Genomic DNA, 19,762 nt, shown 5'->3' with positions numbered 1-19,762 from the left:
TCCATCCCATCCCCAAAATACTTCTTAGCTTGATCTGCATTAATTGTCATAAAAGCATCTTCATTTACATTATCCCAACTTGTTTCATTTTTAAATTCCCAAAGATCTCCAAAGAATTTTTGAGATAATTGATCCAATTCTTCTGAATGTTCGTTGCTGTAATCTTTCCAGGTGTTATGTTTTAAATTGACTTCCACTGGTTTTCCTTCTAACCCTAATACATTATCCCAATGAAGAGCGTTCATTAGATTGAATAAGATCTTATCCTGTTCTTTTTTTAAAGTCGAAATCCTATTTTTTACTAGTGTTATTTTGTCAGCTTTTTCAGAGTCATTTCCATAAGATAAAAGTGTCTCTTCTAAATTTGCAATTACCCTTTTATAGGCATAATAATTTTCAATATTATCATCATGACCCACCAATTTAGTTCTATCCTTATCACTTAAACTACTATTTTTTATATTTTCAATGATTTCAAAACTTTCATCTCGTATATTCATAATATTCTCACCATCTTTGTAGTTGGTTATTGTACGAGACATCATTCCATTATATACCGTTGACGCATAGGTTAAAGTTGTTGGAGAAAGGACTTCAATCACATTTCTAGTATAACCTAATTCCGCTTTAAGACCTGCTTCAAGCCCCAAGACCCCGGAAAGAGTGGCAACTCTTCCAGTGGTCGCTTCAAATGATCAATCACATTTCTAGTATAACCTAATTCCGCTTTAAGACCTGCTTCAAGCCCCAAGACCCCGGAAAGAGTGGCAACTCTTCCAGTGGTCGCTTCAAATGATAAATTTCCTTTTAAAAGTATCCTGCTATATTGTTCAGTTAAATCAGTAATACTATCCCCATCTTTAACATAATGTACTTGGAAAGTAATGCTTGCATCCCCATCAATATTTATTGGACTTCTTTTATCTTCCTCTATCGACTTGTCTATATAATCAAAAAGGGTTTTCGCTTCAGCATCTGATTCAGAGAATGAAATACTAGTATCATATCCCATAATTTTCATTTGTCCACTACTAGACTTTGCCAGTTTATTCATAATGAAATTAGTGGTTTTTGATGGGATACTTTTCATTATTGTACGTAATCTTTCTAAGAGGTTTTCATCAGAAATAGAATTTCTCATTTTTCCCCAAATGTCTTTGAGATCTTTTAGAGATGGTGGTCTTTTTAATTGGTTCATACCTCTATAAAGTAGACTTTTGAGCTGTTTAGCGTTCAGAGTCAGCTCCCCAGTAAAATAAGATCCATTGTTATCACTATTAACATCATTTCCGTAATAACTATAAACAAGACTAAGTCCACTTTCTTTTCCTAAAGAAGTCATACCAGCATCAATAACGTCTATTGATGCTATTTTTGATGTTTTTGTACTTTCTGTTGCTTTGTTAATATCTATTTCTTGGCCAGGATGCTGAACAGTAGGTAATTTATCATATGAAAAGAAACCAACATTTAATTTTCCACCTCCCTGAGTTTGTCTGCTTTTTCCTTCAACTTCTTTATTTTTTGCTCCAGCTCCTGTGCCAAACGATCCATTCTGTTTTCTTACTCTGTAAGCATTTGTATGCAAATAATTTATATGGGCACCTTCATCCCAGTATTCCTTGAAACTATCTGTCATTTGTGGGTCTAGATCTAGCATACAAGAATAGACCGAATTATTAAAATGCACTGCATAATGGTCTATATTATTATATCTTATTGTTGATGAGGAAAGTTGTACTGATAAATCAACATTACCAACTTCGGCAATACCAGCTTCACCTTTTACAGCAAAAGAAGTTTTACTTGTTATAGAAGTATCATCATCTATAGATAGGAAGGCATTGAAGTCGGTTCCTATTTTCAAAGTAATTATCAATATTATATCTCCCTTTATAAAAATCTCAAGCGTAAAATTCAATTCACTTCCTCCTTTCTGTCCTAGAATAGTATTAAGGAGATCATGAATAAATTCTGGGTGGTAATGATCTGAATTTACCCTATAGGTTCCTGCATCAACAATACCAGCATCCTTGGATTTTTTAATGACAGTATTTCCAACAATAAATAAAGAATCATTCACACGCCTTTGAATATCAAAAGCATCAGCTGTAATTTTTATAGTATTTCCTGGTTGTAGAAATTTTGGCTGAACTTCACCTTTTTCTGAAATTTTACCATCTTTAGAAATACTTTCCCAATCATTTAGAGAAGACAACTCATCTAATGAAATTCCCAAAGAAGTGCTTATACTTTTTGGTGTATCATCTTGTTTTATAATATAATAATGCTCAGGTTCATCTGTTTTTTCTTTCCTAAACTCTATAATAGTTCCTTCATCATAAATGAATTTTCTATCAGAAAGATCTCTTTGTACTTGATTATCATAAGTATGATAAAGTTTTGAGACATCTTCTGAATTCGTTAAATAGATGTTTTCTGTTTTTTCATTTAATAGAAATAAAATGTCATTTGCATCATGATTTGAAAGATAATTGACATCAATTTCACTATAAACAGGACCATATGTAGTATAGGCGACTATTACAGTCTCTCTTTTACGAAGTGTTTGTTTGGCTATTTTGATATCATTTAACAATTCCTCTTTTGGGTAAAAGTGAAAAAACTCTTCAATATGGTTTCTATTTTTTTTCAGACCATTCAGATAGACCACTGTAGTATGAACATCAATTGGTACATTTGCTTTATCACGAGCTTTCTGTAATTCACCTTTAAGCGTCTCTGCTATTTGTTTATGACTAAGGCCTTCCCATAACTTATCTTCACTTCGCATATCTATTTTTGCAGCGTTACTCATTTTTTCATAAGCCAAAGCATATTCGAGACTAAAATTTTGTTCATCAAAAACTTCTGCAATCATACTTTCATAATTCATTTTTAATTCGTCATAAGGATCAATTTTCTTTTCTTGTCTTCTCATATTGTAAATATGAATTGTCCTGGGATTCAATGACTTTTTAAACTCATTCACTACATTATTTAACCAATGGTTACTTAAGTGAACTTTAAATTGGCTAAAATAGGTGGTATTTAAAATTTCGAGTGCTACGGCTTCATTATTAAAATTATCGATAATTGAATAGATTAACCTATGGTTTGTCATAGCTCCAGCAACAATCAATTTATTGAGCTTGTTGGCAACAATCTTATAATCATCTACTGTATAAAAACTACTAGACCCTTTCTTTTCTAAATGAGATACATTCGCCTTACCTTCTTGTTGATGATCTATTACAGTGAAACGACCTGCTTCTTCCACCTTTAAATTTTTGGGTAGTATTATCTCATCTTTCTCATATAGAATGACTTCTTTTTTGGTTTGATTATCAGTTAATTTTTGGTTCTCAAATGTATACCCATTTTGGAATGCTATATCCTGGATAGAGACATTAAATCTTTTTGCGATCGCATAAATACTATCTCCTTTTATTACTATATATTTATTTTCTATATGTCCTTGAGAAAATTTCTCAACAATTAATTCACCACTTGGATATTGATATGAATCCATTGATACATCTTTTATTAAAGAACGCTGTTCTGTATCTAAGAAAAGTATCAAATGTCTTGTATCAATATTAGGTTCATTTTCTCCCAATAAGTCATTCCATAATTTCTTATTATACGCTTTATAATATAATAGTTCAAGATATTGTGTTGCGTATTGAGAAACTGTAACTTCATTCAATAATCTAAAAACATTTTCTTCCACATTTACAACGAGCTCTTTTGGGTTCAAGTAATAGTTTAATTCATTGACTATTTCAACCATTCTTAAATGTGAAAGACCATATTCTTCAAGCTCTTTTTGCTTATCTATCTCTTTGATTGCATTTAAGTTTTTGATATGCCCTTTATGTCTATCGGGAACTATCAAGAAGTCTAGTGCACCAGATAATAATTCTCTATCCTTGATGGTTAAAAAAGGCAAGTCCGTTAATGATAAATTCTGTATAATTAATTCCGATAAGTCATCTTTGTTATACCAAGTATCATCTAAAGCAAACTCTAGCAACCCAACAGTTGAAAAAATATTATCTGCTATAAATTTCGCCAACTGCTCTATATTATTACTATTTATATTTCCTTTAATCGCTATCCAATCTTTCTCTGTTTTAATTTCAGATATAGGTAGTTTCTTTTCAGGTACAGGTTGTGGATCGTTTCGTTTAAATTGTATGCTATTTGACTCCTTATTTGGACCGTAGAAGTGATCGAAAAGAGCGGCCTCCTCTTCCTCAGGAAATCTCATAAAATTAGAAGTGTTGTATGTTTCTTCTAACATTGCATCAAGATTTCCATCTGTGATTTTACCCAAATAAACTTCAGAACCTTTTTTCAACTTTGGAATAAATTCCCTTGACCAATGCTTATCAGCATTTAAATCTTTTATAGTTTGAATACTAATCCCTATCTTTTTAGAGATTTCATTCAAACCCAAATAGAATTCTCTATCACTAGATTTATAATAAACATCAGTAGTTTGTTTTAATGGATCTTTTAGATTAATGGACTTAATATATAACCCTTGATGAGGTACATAGGATGGTGCCTGATAAGTATTATTCAAATACCCTCCATAACTCTTGCTATTTGAAAGAGTTTTTTTCTTATCTTTTCTTTCTAGTTTATATCCAGACATGGTTATTCTGTTTGCTTCTTTTTAATTAGTTTTTTAAGTCAGTTTAATAAGGTTATTATACTGTAATAGTTGCTTCAATGTATAGATTTAATATCAAAAAGCTCGTTTCTTGACTGCTAAAATTATTCCACAAATATAAAATGCATTACTTTTTTAAGAAAAAGTGATTTTATTAACTGCCCACCAATAGTTCTACAAGCTTTTTATGTTCTACTTTCAAGCTTCCTTCTTCTTCATTGTTCTATTGAAAAAAACGAAGTAAAGAAACCACCTAACAATAGCCTCTGTACACTGTAAACTAAGTTTTCGTTATTTTTAGTATTTAGAAATCAGGAGATTTCTGATGATCTGTAGGACACGAATGATGCTAGCGCTTAACATTCGCGCCAGTGGGCTTTCTACCTAATTCATTTGATAGTACTCCCCCCTGGCATTGAAGGGAAAAGCGTTAAGAATTTCATGAATTGAGCCGTTTAAAAATGATTTTCTTGTTTGAGCAAAGCGAGTTTAAAATCATTTAGGCGAAAGGAATGGAATTTAGCTTTTGACTTCTAAGCCTAGATTTTTTGCTTCGTTTTTCATCAATGGAAAAATGAAGAAGAAGGTAGCTTGAAAGTAGGACATAAAAAGCTTGTAGAATAATTGAGTAAAAGTTTACGGTAATTTAATTTACAATGTACTCAGTCATTTGTATAAATAGTTTAGTAAAGTAAACATCTTCAACTTTTGTAAACGCAATTCAAGATTAAAGAAAATCCAGTATTTTCCAATTATTCCCCAATAAAAAAATACACCCGAGATACTAGTGCATCTCGGGTGTATTTTGTTTAAGAAAACTCAAACAAAGCGGTCGGTCCTTATTTGTCTTCTCTATTGGATTATAATTCTGAATATTTCAGATTCTTTTTGATTATCAACTCTTATGAAGTAGATACCACTTCTTAATTGGTGTTGTACTTCTAAAGGTTGATAAAGAAGGTTAGAGTTACCTCTGAATACTTGCATTTGTGTTCTGCCAATCACATCAAGTACTGTAATCGTGATTTCCTCATTGACAGGTTTTGTATATTTTATGAAGAATTGTCCTGATGAAGGGTTCGGATAAACTACAAACTTCGCTTCTTCAACATCCCCGATAGAAAGTACTGCGTCTGTTGTAACAGTCACTTCAACAATATCTGAATACTGCTCACCGAGTGCTGTATGGACTGCATACATGTACTCCGTACCCGCTTCTAGATTTGTATCTTCAAATGAAGTTGCATCTAGCTCCAAAGTAGCAATTACAGTATAATTATCTTCTGTTGGTAACTTTTTGCTCACCATCACTTGAGCATGATCACTTACTTCTGGCAACGTCCAAGTTAAGCTGATTGTAGTCTGTCCTTTTTCTGCTACCTCTAATTCAGCAACTGCCTCTATCAATGCAGGAATATCTACAGATGCTGTTGCAAAAGATTCCGATTTACCTTGATCATTCATTGTATAAAGGCGGTAGTCGTACGAAGTATTTGTTTCAACGTCTAAATCTGTAAATGCTAGTGCTCCGTCAAGTACTTGGATTTGTACAAAACTGTCCTCACCTTTCACTGCTCTTTCCAATACAAACTCAAAGTCTACTACATCTTCTACATCAGCCCATGATAACTCTACTTCCATTGTTGCATTAACTACAGCTTCTAAAGAAGTTGGTGAGTTTGGAACACGTGAATCTGTTGTTACCGTTACCTCTACAGCATCAGCATAATGCTCATTTAATCCAGTGTAAACAGTATACATGTATTCTGTTGCGACTTCTAAATTATTATCTTCAAAAGTTGTTACATCCTTTCCTAAGGTAGCAATTATTGTATAACTCTCTTCTGTTGAAAGCTTTCTGCTCACCATCACTTCAGCATGATCACTTACTTCTGGTAAAGTCCAAGATAGACTTACGGTTGTTTGCCCTTTTTCTACAACTTGTAAATCAGATACAGGTGCAACAAATGCAGGGACATCCACAGTAGCTGATGCGAAGGATTCCGATTTTCCAATCTCATTCATTGTATACAAACGGTAATCATATGACGTATTTGTATTCACTTCAGTATCAGTAAATACAACTGCTCCGTCAAGTACTTGGATTTGTACAAAACTGTCTTCTCCTTTTACAGATCTTTCCAATACAAATTCATACGCCAATTCGTCTACAACATTAGTCCACGATAACTCTACCTGCATTGATGCATTAACAACCGCTTCTAGTGTAGTTGGTGAATTTGGAACACGTGAATCTGTTGTTACAGCTACTTCCACTGTATCAGATGTTTGCTCATTCAATCCTGTATACACAGCATAAGTATACGCTGTCGCTACACTTAAATCATTATCTTCAAAAGATGTTACTTCCTTTCCTAATGTTGAGATTAATTTATAATTCTCTTCCGTTGAAAGTTTTCTGCTCACCATCACTTGATCATGGTCACTTACTTCTGGTAAAGTCCAAGATAAGTTTACGGATGACTGATCTTTTGAGACTACTTGTAATTCAGAAACTGCTTCAATTAGTGCTGGAACAACAGCTGAAGCTGATGCAAATGACTCCGATTTTCCTACATTATTCTTTGTATATAAACGGTAGTCATAAGAAGTATTTCTCATTACATCTGTATCTGTAAATGTCAATACTCTCTCAAGCATCTGAATTTGAGTGAAATTATCCTCACCTTTCAATGATCTTTCAATGACAAATTCATAATCCAAAACATCATCTACATCGGCCCAAGTCAATACCACTTGCATTGCCTCGTTCACAGTTGCTACTAACGTTGTTGGTGAGTTTGGAACACGTGCTTCTGTAGTTACTGTTATTTCTGCCATCTCTGATTTCAACTCATTCAGTGAAGTATGGATGGCATACATGTACTCTTTTGCAGCTAGTAAATTACTATCTTCATAAGAAGTCACTTCTTGTCCTAAAGTAGCTATGACAGCATACGTATCTTCCGTTGAAAGCTTTCTGCTTATAATGATTTGATCATGATCACTTGCCACAGGCAACGTCCAAGTGAGGTTCACTGTTGTAGGATCTAAAACAGTCACTCTGATATCTGTTGGTGGCGTTACTACTGGATCAATTGCTACTGAAGCCGTTGCAAAAGTTTCTGACTTACCCACTTTATTCATTGTATATAAGCGGTAATCATATGAAGTGTTTGTCTTCACAGTTGTATCTGTAAATGCTAACGCATCCTCAATCACTTTTACTTCTACAAAGTTGTCTTCACCTTTCACCGCTCTTTCAATCACAAATTCAAATCCCAACACATCTTCAACATCAGCCCAAGTTAATTCTACTTGCATTGCTTGGTTTACAGTTGCTTCTAAAGTAGTTGGTGCGTGAGGTAAACGTTCTTCAACATAAACCATCATCTCATACAGTCTTACTCTATTATCAGCATATGCCGGTACATAGTATCTTACTTTACTCGCCTGTACTTTTTCAAATTCTTTAAAGTAAACAGCTTCAGTATTGTTAGTTTCAGAGAATATATCCATCCACTGATCATCTTTAAAATACTGGAAGCTGAATTGTGTATTTGGCTTATCGTAAATACCAGATCCACCTGTCCAAAGTCCCATGGCTTGTACATCATACTCCGCTCCCAAGTCCACTGTTATCCATTGTTCCTCACCGCTATTTGAAGATACCCAACGACTTCCATTATCAATAATATCCCCATCAACAGCACGAGAACCATCTTTTGAACCATCAATAGTAGAAGTTTCAGTCGTTTTATTTAATGCTACATTGATCCATTTAGTGACTAAAACAGATGCCTCTGCTCCTTCTGAACTGAAGTCACCAGCGTAACCATAAATAATATATTCATAGATACTCTCAGCTACTAAATCAGTATCCACATAAACCGAATCAGTATTTGATAACTCCGCAACTAAAGTATACTCAGCCTCACCTTGCATTCTTCTTTCTAAACGAAGACCTACATTTTCCTTTTCTTCTTCAATTTTTGTCCAAGTTAAAGTCGCAGCTGTACTATTTTTCATCTCCGCTTTAAACTCCAATGGAGTCACTAAACGTGGTGTTAAATCTATCGTCAACGTTTTGAAAGGAGATACACCTGCTGTATTCGTTGAATGAATTCTATAGTCGTATACTGCTCCTAAAACTGACGTTTCATCTTTATATGATGTTACTGTCAAATCTCCGTTATGTAATTCTTCAAAAGCATCTTCACCAGCATTTGAACGCTCAAGTACAACTCCTTCAGCTTTAGGATCATCAATACTCCATGAAAGTGTTACATGTGTATTTTCATCTACTTCATAAGAAAAAGTTTCTGGAGCCTGAGGTGTTCCATCTGATACATAAACTTCTAATTCAAAAAGTTTTACATCATTTCCAGCATAAGCAGGAACGTATAATCTCACTTTACTTGCAGAAACAGCATCAAAAACATTTCTGTAGGCTGCATTATCGTTGTTATCTTCTGTTACAAGATCCACCCATGCACCGTCTTTTTCATATTGGAATGAGAACTGCTGAATTGGGTTTTTATACCCTGCATAACCTGTCCAGAAAGCAAATGCTTCAATATCAAATGCTCCTCCTAAATCTACTTCTAACCAGTGTTCTTCGTCATTTGATGCGGATAACCATCTACTTGAATTCGAGATAATATCACCGTCTACGGCATTAGCACCACCGTAACTTTCTTTTAATTCTGAGTCTACTGTTACTGCTTTGCCTTCAGCAATATTTTCTAAACCTGTTGGCAAAGCAGGTAAACCACAAAACTCTGCATGAAGTACTGCCTTAGCACTATTTAATGTCGATATTCTAAATGAACCATCAGGGCTTCCTACACCAATATCACCCCAATGGAAACCTGTATACCAGAAAACAGAAGTGTTTGTTTCTTTTCCAAAATACTCATTTGCCGCTTTTAAGTACCCTGCCGAACGGATCATTTCTGAGTCTAAACCATCAGGTTTTCCACCGTTATTTACAAGATCACAATCGTACTTTGAATTTCCGATCTCTGTAATTACATAATTGTGATCAAGTGCAGCAAAGTTATCATCCCAAACTTCTTTAAATTTTGCTTCCCATTCTTCCACTCCCCATGCTGCTCTTTCAGGATATGTTGAAAAGTTATTTGATACGTAACGAGGGTAAGTATGAACTACCCATACAATATTGTCTAAGGCTTTTAAACCGTCCACTAAAACTGATGGGAATCTTTGGCCATAAACTGTTCCACTTACTAGAATAGGTTTGTTAAACCATTTCGCACTGATTTCAGCTCTAATAGCCTCATCTTTTTCGATAGCTGACCAAGAAGTATTTGAGTGACCGCCAATGTTTTTCCAGATCTTACGAACGTAGTCTCTCCATGCTGTATCTTGCGTTGAAGTATTACCATTTGCTGGTTCGTTTTGGATTTCCCATCCACTTACATAATCCAAATAGCCTCTGTTTTCTAAAGAGTCTAAAGCCGCTTGCCAGTAACGTGTATCATTATCTGGACCTGGATCACCTTCATAACCTACTTTCGGGTTTGCCCAGAAACATACTAAAACATATCGTTGCGGACCTTCCATGTTAATGATTTCCCCAATTCCGTCTAACCAATCCGTCATATCATTAGGATCTTCATCTCCGTCAATCATAGGTCTTGAGAAACCTACACGGTAATTGGTGATTGGTTCTTGAAGCTGTTCGTCTAAAGCGATTAGACTTTCTGTAATTGACTTTTCTTGGATGATTCTAAATCCTTGCCAATCTGTTTTGGTATTGTCATCCCCATAATTATTATTGAGGTTCATACCTGCTCGTTGCGTAATCAAAGTACCTCCCTTTCCTGCTTGTGCCCATGACAAAACAGGGAAAATAAGCACTACGCAAAATAAGAGTAGTTTATTTCCAAATTTCATACTGAAGAGTATTTATATTAAAAAATTATGTTTGCCTGATCAAAAAGTACTTAAATTTCTGTAAACTAAATTATCGTCAACTTTCACTCAACATTTCTACAAGCTTTGAAGGTTCGACTTTCAACCTTCCTTCTTCTTCATTTTTCCATTGATGAAAAACGAAGCAAAAAATCTAGGCTTAGAAGTCAAAAGCTAAATTTCATTCCACTCGCCTCAATGATTTTAAACTCGCTTTGCTCAAACAAGAAAATCATTTTTAACGGCTCAATTCATGAAATTCTTAACGCTTTTCCCTTCAATGCCACAGGGAGTACTACCAAACTTTAATGGTAGAAAGCTCAATGGTGCAAATGTTAAGCATTAGCGTCATTTGTGTCCTTCGGATCATCAGAAATCTCCTGATTTCTAAACACTATAAATAACGAAAACTTAGTTTACAATGTATTAAATACTGTGACAAAAGTAATTGAGTGTTTCTTCCACCATAGTTAAAACTATGGGCAGGTGATAGGGCAACCTACTCAAGACTAAAGTCTTGAAAGTTGAAAACGAAGGCAACACTTTAGTGTTGTCGGAGTCAAAATCATCAGCCCATGACTTCAGTCATGGTGCACGAAATTTTTATTCCATTTCTTTTGTCCTAGCCTAATTGTAAACCAAATTTTTGTCAACTATTAAATGACACCTTGAGTAGTATTAATAGTTTTTTGTAAAACATCTAACGAATAACATTAAATGATAAAATTCAGTTTACAGCTTTATTATTACACTGTTTGTTTAGATTATGAGTACTATTTATTTAAAACTATAATATCTAAAATAATCATAGATGGCTTGGCTATCTTCAGCACCTTCTTTGTTCCAATTTGCTGATATGGCACTTAACCAAATATTGATAAAATCATGTTCATATTGTGTAGCAGGGTAAGGCGTACTATGTGTTTCTTTACCGTCTACAAAGAAGCGAAGTGTTTCTTCTGTCCATTCAAAAGCATAAGTATGCCAGTCAATAGCTTGAAAATCTTCGATGCTGGTCAGATCAGTTGGCGGTTTTGGCAACCTCCCCACTTCCTTTCCTTTCTCATTCCAAATGATGACATGCTGTGTAAAACGGTTCAAACCTTGCTGTCCTGGATCTTCTCCATGTTCACTTGAATTTTCAAAACAATCAATTTCCGTTCTCCTAATTCCTGGATAAGTAGTGGCTACTTCATCTCCATCAATTTCAGCCGCCATGGCCCAAAAAGAGTGATGCCACCCTTCGTCCACTTCACCATCTTGATCATTATCCACTCCATTACCCAGCTTTGCTCTCACCTCATAATAACCATATCGAAAACGTTCTCTAGAAACAATACCTGCACCAGAGGCCAATTTACCTTCTATGGGTTGGGATAATTGTTTCAAATGAAGTTTCAAATACCCATCATTGACTTCAACATTTTCTTTCTGTTGAATGCTCCTGTGTTTATTATCAGTACGGTATGCCCATTTTTCAAGATCAAGTTGATCCCCATCAAAGTTGTCTTCAAACTTCAATTCATACAATGAATAATCGATGTCTGATTGTTGTTCGCAACTTGTAATTAAAAAAAATAAGACTGTCAGTAAATAGAGAAAATGATTGCTCTTCATCTTATGCTTAAAAAGTATTTACATTGCTAATATAGCAACTTGTTTTTAAAATCAAAAAAAATAATGTAGGAAATACATTTTTTATTTTCACATCTATCAGATTCACAAGTGGTTATTATCAAAGTAAATTATTCACATCCTAGCCATGAAGAAGCAATTACTTTTCTTCCCAAAATTCCCAGCTTAAATGAGGTAATGTAGTATGGATTTTTTTTCCTTTTGAAACACCCATTTTTACACCCATTGAATCCTTACCTCTTTCATAAGGTGTGTAACGATATACTTGCCATTTTGATTTCAATGAACATTGTGTATCAATAGAAAAATCATAATCTCCTCCTGTTCTATTGGAAATTACAACTGTTCTTTTTCCGTTGGGTTTTTCAAATACTAAAATACGAGCATCTTTGTTGTACTCATTTTCATCCACCTCTAATACAGTTGAATTCCAAGGCATATGTTTGATAAAACTACCTACAGCATTCCAATTGTAATCGTTATAAATCCAATGTCCAGGTTTCATTTCAGCCGCCGCTTTCTCAAGTTTCATGGCGCTTGATCTGATTTTCATCGGGCTATTTACACCTACTTCTAAAGCAAAGTCTTTGTGACTATTTTTTTCTAAAAATAGAGCATGTGGTGCACCATATCGTTCCCCTTCCTTTCCAATGTGTGATGGAATTTGGTGTTTCCCTTTTTTCAAAGTAGCCGAATAAACAATGTCTGTTCCTCCTTCCCTTTTTATTTTTTTGTCGGTTTTTTTCCAATCCCCTTCGGGTATATAGTCGCCATGCTCGTCAACCACTAAGTACACTTTAGTTGCTTGTCCTAAGATAAAATTAAAATCTCTGCCTGGTTTTTTATCCGATTTTCTTGTCACATTAATAAATTCCATGGCTTTAAAATCCTCAGGCATTTCAATGATTTCAGGACCACCCTGCCAACGTTGGTACATCTCATTCATAGCTTTCTTTTCTGCATTCAATGCTTTCCAAAAACCAAGGGAGTAACCGCTTGCTTCTGAATTTTTAAAAGGCTTTAAAGCATGTATCCAATACCACGTTGGGTTTTCAACCAACTGGAAAGAATTCATGATATGTTGCACGTTGTTCAGACATCGTTCAGGAGTTGCTTCCCCACTGAGGTACTCGTATTCATTTTGAAACCAAGGACGTTTAGGAAGCTCCTCATCGATCTTCTTTCCAACTTTCCTTACAGATTCAGAATCCCAGCCAATGGTATGTACAGCATAAGCATCTACTAATTCAGCCACTTCAGGTCGGTGCATCCCTACGGCAATTTTTCTTGGAAAGGCTGTTTCTGTATCACTCAAAAGCAAAATAGATGGATCGTAAGCTCTCACTTTTGAAGCCGTTGCTGTATAAGCTGTCACATAATCTTCGGCCTTGCCATACCTACAGGAAGAGTACCTCTGATTATTGGATACCCAAGGTTCATTTTGTAATCCCCACTGTACGGTTTTTATACCAGCCTGTTGCAAAGTCTTGATATCATTGACGCACGCCTCAGCAAACTCTTGTAAAAAACGGGTCGTGTCTCCTTTATAAATAGGATCATCTTTGAAATCAGGTCCAAAACATCTCAGTGTATTATAAATATCTTTATCACTTGTGCCTAGGTAGCTTGCATTGGCTTTCCAATAAGGAGTGGGTGACCAATATTCTAAAGAGACACCTTCTACTCCAGCAAGGTCCATCATCTCTTTGAGTTCTATTAATTGTGTAGACCATCGTGGCTTTAACTGCTTCTGTTCCTGATCCGTTCCACGCCAATATAAACCTCCTGCAATACGGCAAAAACGGAAACCCTTCAACATTTCTTGAGCAAACCGCTCTCGTTCTTTTACAGTTAGTCCATAAGGTACAGAAACTATACTGTCTTCAGGTAATCCTGTATTTCCAGAACCGATGGCATCACTTTGAATTTCAAACCCAATACCCCAAACTTCCTGTTTCTTTTCATTGGGATATATCTTAAATTCTCCTTTTCCTTGAGCAAACACCGAAGAATAAAAGAGTAACATCAACCAGGTGCTTATTAATACTTTCTTCATTGCTTTATATTATTTCACTTTCGGATTTTTGGGTTGTTCTAATTGATAGTCTGCATCATACAAATCCAGTTGTCTTTTTTTCCAAACGGCACCTTCTAAAAACACAGGGTGAGGTAATGTCACATCCCACTGCCCTAGCTCTTTCAACATTTCTTCTGTTTTTTTCTGATATTTCAAAGACACATTATGCTGTTCAGAAACATCTTTTGACAAGTCATAAAGTGCTGGCATTCTATCAGGCAAACGTACCAATTTCCATTTACCTTTTCGATAAGCCGCACTGATGGTAAACTTCCACATCAATTCTTCATGTGGTAATTTTTTATTGATTCCTGTGAAGTAAGGCACCAAGTCTACCCCATCAAATTGACAATCTTCCGTAATTTCACCACCTGCTGCCACTAACATAGTAGGAGCAAAATCAAGTGCTGAAACTGTTTCTGTGTATTTCTTCCCTTTTGGTAAAACTTTAGGCCAGGAAACGATATAAGGTACGTGAATTCCACCTTCAAATAGAATTCCTTTTTGTCCATTATAAGGGGCATTGACAGAGGCATTATGGTTCACAGGACCTCCATTATCACTGATGAACATAATGATGGTATTGTCATATAAACCTTCCTTTTTCAGGGTTTCTGTGATCCTTCCTATATTAATATCTAAGCGATGAACCATGGCCAAATAAGTTCGTCTTTCTTTATCTTCTATATGAGAAAATAATTCAAGATCTGCTTCAGTGGCTTGAAGTGGAGTATGCGGAGCATTGAAAGAAGCATATAAAAAGAAAGGTCTGTTTTTATGTCTTTTAATAAAATCTACACACTCATCTCCTTTGTCATCGGTGATGTAAGAAAGTTTTTGTGGCGTTTTGTAATTACACTCAATAGGGGCTTTATATCCTTTTCCGTTTTCTTTGGCGATAAAGTAATCGTGCCCTCCGCTTGTATATCCCCAGAATTCTTCAAATCCTCTTTTGGTCGGGTGATACTTTGGAAGGCTACCCAAATGCCATTTACCAATTAAAGCAGTTTTATATCCAAGATCTTTTAAGCGTGTGGCAATTGTCTTTTCTGATAAAGGTAAGCCTAAATACTCCGGATCAAAGCCCGGCTGATTCCCTCCCAAATTATTATCATAACCAAATTTCACTTGATGTCTTCCAGTAATGAAACCTGCTCTTGAAGGGCTACATACAGGGGCTGAAGTATAACCCTCTGTACATAACACTCCATCAAAAGCCAGCTGATCGATATTAGGGGTATTTATTTGTTTACTTCCGTGAAGGCTGATATCAGCAAAACCTAAATCATCTGCCACAATTAAGACAATATTAGGTCGGGCATCTTGCGCATTCACGTTGAATATTGTCCAACACAAGATGGATAAAATGTATATTACTTTTTTCATACTAAATAGTTTGTTATTCCTTTTTAAAGAAACTTTTGAGAAAAAAAGATTAGTAAATCACCTAAATCCTGAAAGGACTTAGGTGACCCAATTGAGCACACTACATTTATTTATAACGTTAATTTCGATTTAGGTAATTTCTTGTTACCTAGTTCGTGTAGATTGTCACTTTTCTTTATTGCTTTCATTCTAAATGCATAAGACATTTTAGCTGGCTGTAATCGGTATTGCTCCAGTGGCCATGCACCCCATGAGTTAACACCTCCAACACCCGTTGATCCATGATCAATATTCACGTAAATTTCGTTTCTTAACTCCACATCATTGGTATGTCTATTGACTACTTTTCTTCCATCAATTTGACGACCATCAGTACGTTCTTCTGAAGTGAAGTCTTCACGGTTATTTCTTAAAGCTGTGAAATTGAAAGCTTTATTCTCAGCAACGAATAAAATACCGTCACCTGAAGTATTAGTCAATGTAAAATACTGTGTATCTGTATGGTTGCCATTTTCCTGTGGACGAACATAAGGATAGTATAAATCCTTCACTTTTGAAGTATACCAATCGATATTTGTTCCATAGTTTCGGTCTACATAATTCTCTTCTGGACCTCTACCTAAATAACTCACTTGGTTGTACGCTACAGGGAATTGTGCCTGTACTCCAAAACGTGGCATCATTGGCAACTCTTTCTCCAATGGATTTAAAGTAGTCGATACAGCAATATCACCTGATGGGAAAACGCTATATTTCATAGTCATCTTCGCTACCACTTTCTCCTCTTTCTTCAATTCATAATTCATTGTCACTTGCGTAGATTGCGGAGTGATCTTCACAAAAGAAGTCGTGAAAATATCTTGAGGATTAAACTTCCAAATCTTTGATCGTTTGTCGAATTTCATACCGAAGTCATTATCCGTCCAACCTCTGTACATATCTAAGTTGAAACCTTTTTCCAATAACTCCACATTATTCTGTTTCCAAGAAGTCATTTCACCTTTTTCAAGGTCAAAATCGACAGAGAAACCATCACCGTTGACTTTTAGATTTGTTTTTGACTCTTCATTAGTCAGTGGTTTACCTTCTGTTTTCACATACAGTTTTTGAGTGGCCTTTTGATAACTCAATTGCTCTGTGGCGTAGACATGTTCTTTTGTCAATAACTTAAATGGAGATTTCTTTAACACCTTAAAGTTTAAATAATAATCCACCGCATTATCCAGCTTAACATTTTTGATGGGTAAATCAAAAGTTTTAGTAGCGTAAGGGGCTACTCCTGTCAGGTTTAATGTTCCCTTAGAAACCACTGCTCCTGCACCTTTCAATTCATAATGCAATACGAAATCAGATAAATCAATAAAGGCATATTTGTTTGTTACTTGTATTGATTGCTGTTTTTTATTCCAAGCAATTCCTACATTCTGATACACTTTTTTCACTTCTGAAGATAATGCCGGATGCGGTTCACGTTCTGCTGATACCAATCCATTGATACAGAAAGCACCATCACTTGGCACGTCTTCTGGTCCAAAATCACCTCCATAAGCCATATAAGCTGTGCCTTTGCTATCCGTTGTTTGAATACCTTGGTCTACCCAATCCCAAACGTACCCTCCTTGCAATTGAGGGTATTTCTCAAACACTTCCCAATAATCTTTGATGTCCCCGTTAGAATTACCCATAGCATGAGAGTACTCACACAAAATCATTGGACGTTCCGGGTTTTTAAGAGCATACTTCTCCACTCCCTTTGGTGAGCGATACATTGGTGCTACAATATCTGTATTTGGGTTTTCACCCGCTTGCTCAAAAGCAACTGGTCGGCTTTTATCCCAATCTTTCAGCAACTTATAACCTTCGTAAAATACATCGCCGTTACCACATTCGTTACCCATCGACCATACAATCACAGCCGACTGGTTTCGGTCTCTTTTGTACATTCTTGTGATTCTATCCAAAAATGCAGGAGCCCATTGCTTCTGGTAAGCAGGATGATATTCTTTATTAAATTTCCCTTGAAGCGCCGCACCAAAACCATGAACTTCTATATTGGCTTCATCACAGATATAAAATCCATTTTCTAAAGCCAATTCATAAAGTCTTTCAGGCTGAGGATAGTGAGAAAAACGTATTGCATTAATATTATGCTCTTTCATCACTTTCAAATCCTTCAACATAGTAGCTTCATCTACAAAATGCCCTGTCACAGGGTGATGCTCATGCAAATTCACACCTTTCACGTAGACTACTTGTCCATTTACTCTTAACTGAGCATCTTTAATATCTACTGTTCTGAACCCTACCTTTTGATACGTATGCTCCACTTCTTTTCCATCTTTATCAATCATGGTTAAAAAGGCGGTGTATACGTTTGGTGTTTCAGCTGTCCAAGGTTTCACATTTTCTATTTTTGAATGAATTGATCCAACTCCATTTTGAACTTTCACCTTCGATTCATAAACCCACTCTTTTGTTTGTTCATCTTGAAGCTTGATCATCACTTGATGCACATCACTTGAAGTTGTTGCCTCAAAATCTAAGATTCCCTCCTTTGTTGTTAAGTCCAATTGCGTCTGTAAACCAAAATCATCCAAATGTGCTTTCGGTCTGGCCAATAACATCACTTCTCTATGAATACCACTCAAACGCCAGAAATCTTGATCTTCTAAGTAAGATCCATCTGAGAATCGATAAACTTCTACTGCCAAGTCGTTTTTCCCACTCTTTAAGAAAGGCGTAATATCAAATTCTGCTGGTGTTTTTGAACCTTGACTATACCCTACTTTTTCACCATTGACCCAGACATAAAAAGCAGACGCAACTCCTCCAAAATGCAATAGTACTTCATGCTTTTTCCAACTTTCAGCTACTTCAAAAGTGGTCTTATAAGATCCTACTGCATTTTCTTCTGGCAAGATGTATTTGCCCTGATTATGCGTTGCTTTATCTAAAGTAAAAGGATATTTTACATTGGTATAAATCGGATATCCAAAACCTTGTACTTCAATAGAACCTGGTACTGTGATTTCCTTCCAATCCCTTGTATCATAATCTTCCTTATAAAAATAATAAGGACGTTCCGAAGGAGTGATGGCATAGCTAAACTTCCATTGCCCATCTAATGATTTTACTAATGATGAACTTGTAATTTGTTTTGAACTAACCTCATCAACAGATGCAAAAGGAACAAAATGTGCCCTTGGTGCCAATCTATTCAATTGGAAAACCGAAGGATTCTGCCATTCCAGTTCGTTTTTTTCCTCCCAACTTTCTCCTTCATATTTTGAATAAGGGCTACAAGCAAACATACCTGCTGCCAACACTGCCATTAATACTTTTCGTTTCATTTCTTTCTAAATTTTCAGTTTTGAAAACCACTATTAAATAAGGAATAAGAGATATGTACTAGGACAAAAGAAGTGGTACAAGATAGCATGATGGGCAAGTAATATTGACTCCTATGACACTAAATTGTTGCTTACGTTACCAACCTTCAAAACTTCAGTCTTGATGAGGTTGGACTGTCACCTGCTCATAGTTTTAATTATGAGCAAGAAATTTCCGCTGACTTCTGTCCTAGTACTTAGTGCTCTGTAAACTAAATTATCGTCAACTTTCACTCAACATTTCTACAAGCTTTGAAGGTTCTACTTTCAACCTTCCTTCTTCTTCATTTTTGTCTTAACACAAAAACAAAGCAAAAAAGTCAAGGCTTAGAAGTCAAAAGCTAAATTTCATTCCTTTCGCCTAAATGATTTTAAACTCGCTAAAGCTCAAACAGAAAAATCATTTTTAACGGCTCAATTCATGAAATTCTTAACGCTTTTCCCTTCAAGGCCAGGGGGAGTACTAGAAAGCCCACTGGCACGAATGTTAAGCGTAAGCGTCATTCGTGTCCTTCAGATCATCAGAAATCTCCTGATTTCTAAATACCACAAATAACGAAAACTTAGTTTACAATGTACTTAGTAAGAACACTACATCGTAATGTTCCTACTATTCAATATTCGGAAAAAGAAAAAGATCTATATTTCATTATCTAG

Annotated in this window: 7 protein-coding genes; all 7 read right to left on the bottom strand. The window is 35.5% G+C overall.

What is annotated here, in order from left to right:
- On the bottom strand, window positions 1-650 hold a 650-nt coding region (locus AVL50_RS17940), incomplete at its 3' end, for a hypothetical protein (protein WP_157491400.1).
- On the bottom strand, window positions 617-4,663 hold the full coding sequence (locus AVL50_RS17935; RefSeq protein ID WP_062617863.1) for a LysM peptidoglycan-binding domain-containing protein: 4,047 nt from the start codon (window positions 4,661-4,663) through the stop codon (window positions 617-619). The genes AVL50_RS17940 and AVL50_RS17935, both read right to left, overlap by 34 nt.
- 870 nt (window positions 4,664-5,533) lie before the next feature.
- Window positions 5,534-10,600, bottom strand: a complete 5,067-nt coding sequence (locus AVL50_RS17930; RefSeq protein ID WP_062617862.1) for a discoidin domain-containing protein — start codon at window positions 10,598-10,600, stop codon at window positions 5,534-5,536.
- A 795-nt stretch (window positions 10,601-11,395) separates the two neighbouring features.
- Window positions 11,396-12,235 (bottom strand): family 16 glycosylhydrolase, encoded by an 840-nt coding sequence (locus tag AVL50_RS17925; RefSeq protein WP_062617861.1) that lies wholly within the window; start codon window positions 12,233-12,235, stop codon window positions 11,396-11,398.
- Between the two features lie 157 nt (window positions 12,236-12,392).
- A complete protein-coding gene (locus AVL50_RS17920; protein WP_157491399.1) occupies window positions 12,393-14,309 on the bottom strand; it encodes a hypothetical protein in 1,917 nt (638 codons plus the stop codon).
- Between the two features lie 9 nt (window positions 14,310-14,318).
- Window positions 14,319-15,716, bottom strand: a complete 1,398-nt coding sequence (locus tag AVL50_RS17915) for a sulfatase-like hydrolase/transferase (RefSeq protein WP_062617859.1) — start codon at window positions 15,714-15,716, stop codon at window positions 14,319-14,321.
- A gap of 110 nt (window positions 15,717-15,826) precedes the next feature.
- Complete coding sequence (locus tag AVL50_RS17910) at window positions 15,827-19,066, bottom strand: glycoside hydrolase family 2 TIM barrel-domain containing protein (RefSeq protein WP_063850780.1); 3,240 nt, start codon at window positions 19,064-19,066, stop codon at window positions 15,827-15,829.
- Window positions 19,067-19,762: the final 696 nt, after the last annotated feature.

The organism is Flammeovirga sp. SJP92 (genome assembly GCF_001583495.1).
Lineage (GTDB): Bacteria > Bacteroidota > Bacteroidia > Cytophagales > Flammeovirgaceae > Flammeovirga.
Note: the sequence above shows the minus strand (reverse complement) of the source record. Positions and strands in the feature narration are given on the sequence as shown.

What these genes read in the sequence shown, in the direction of transcription:
- AVL50_RS17935 (WP_062617863.1), bottom strand. Translation starts at nt 4,663, where the DNA reads ATGTCTGGATATAAACTAGAAAGAAAAGATAAGAAAAAAACTCTTTCA.
- AVL50_RS17930 (WP_062617862.1), bottom strand. Translation starts at nt 10,600, where the DNA reads ATGAAATTTGGAAATAAACTACTCTTATTTTGCGTAGTGCTTATTTTC.
- AVL50_RS17925 (WP_062617861.1), bottom strand. Translation starts at nt 12,235, where the DNA reads ATGAAGAGCAATCATTTTCTCTATTTACTGACAGTCTTATTTTTTTTA.
- AVL50_RS17920 (WP_157491399.1), bottom strand. Translation starts at nt 14,309, where the DNA reads ATGAAGAAAGTATTAATAAGCACCTGGTTGATGTTACTCTTTTATTCT.
- AVL50_RS17915 (WP_062617859.1), bottom strand. Translation starts at nt 15,716, where the DNA reads ATGAAAAAAGTAATATACATTTTATCCATCTTGTGTTGGACAATATTC.
- AVL50_RS17910 (WP_063850780.1), bottom strand. Translation starts at nt 19,066, where the DNA reads ATGAAACGAAAAGTATTAATGGCAGTGTTGGCAGCAGGTATGTTTGCT.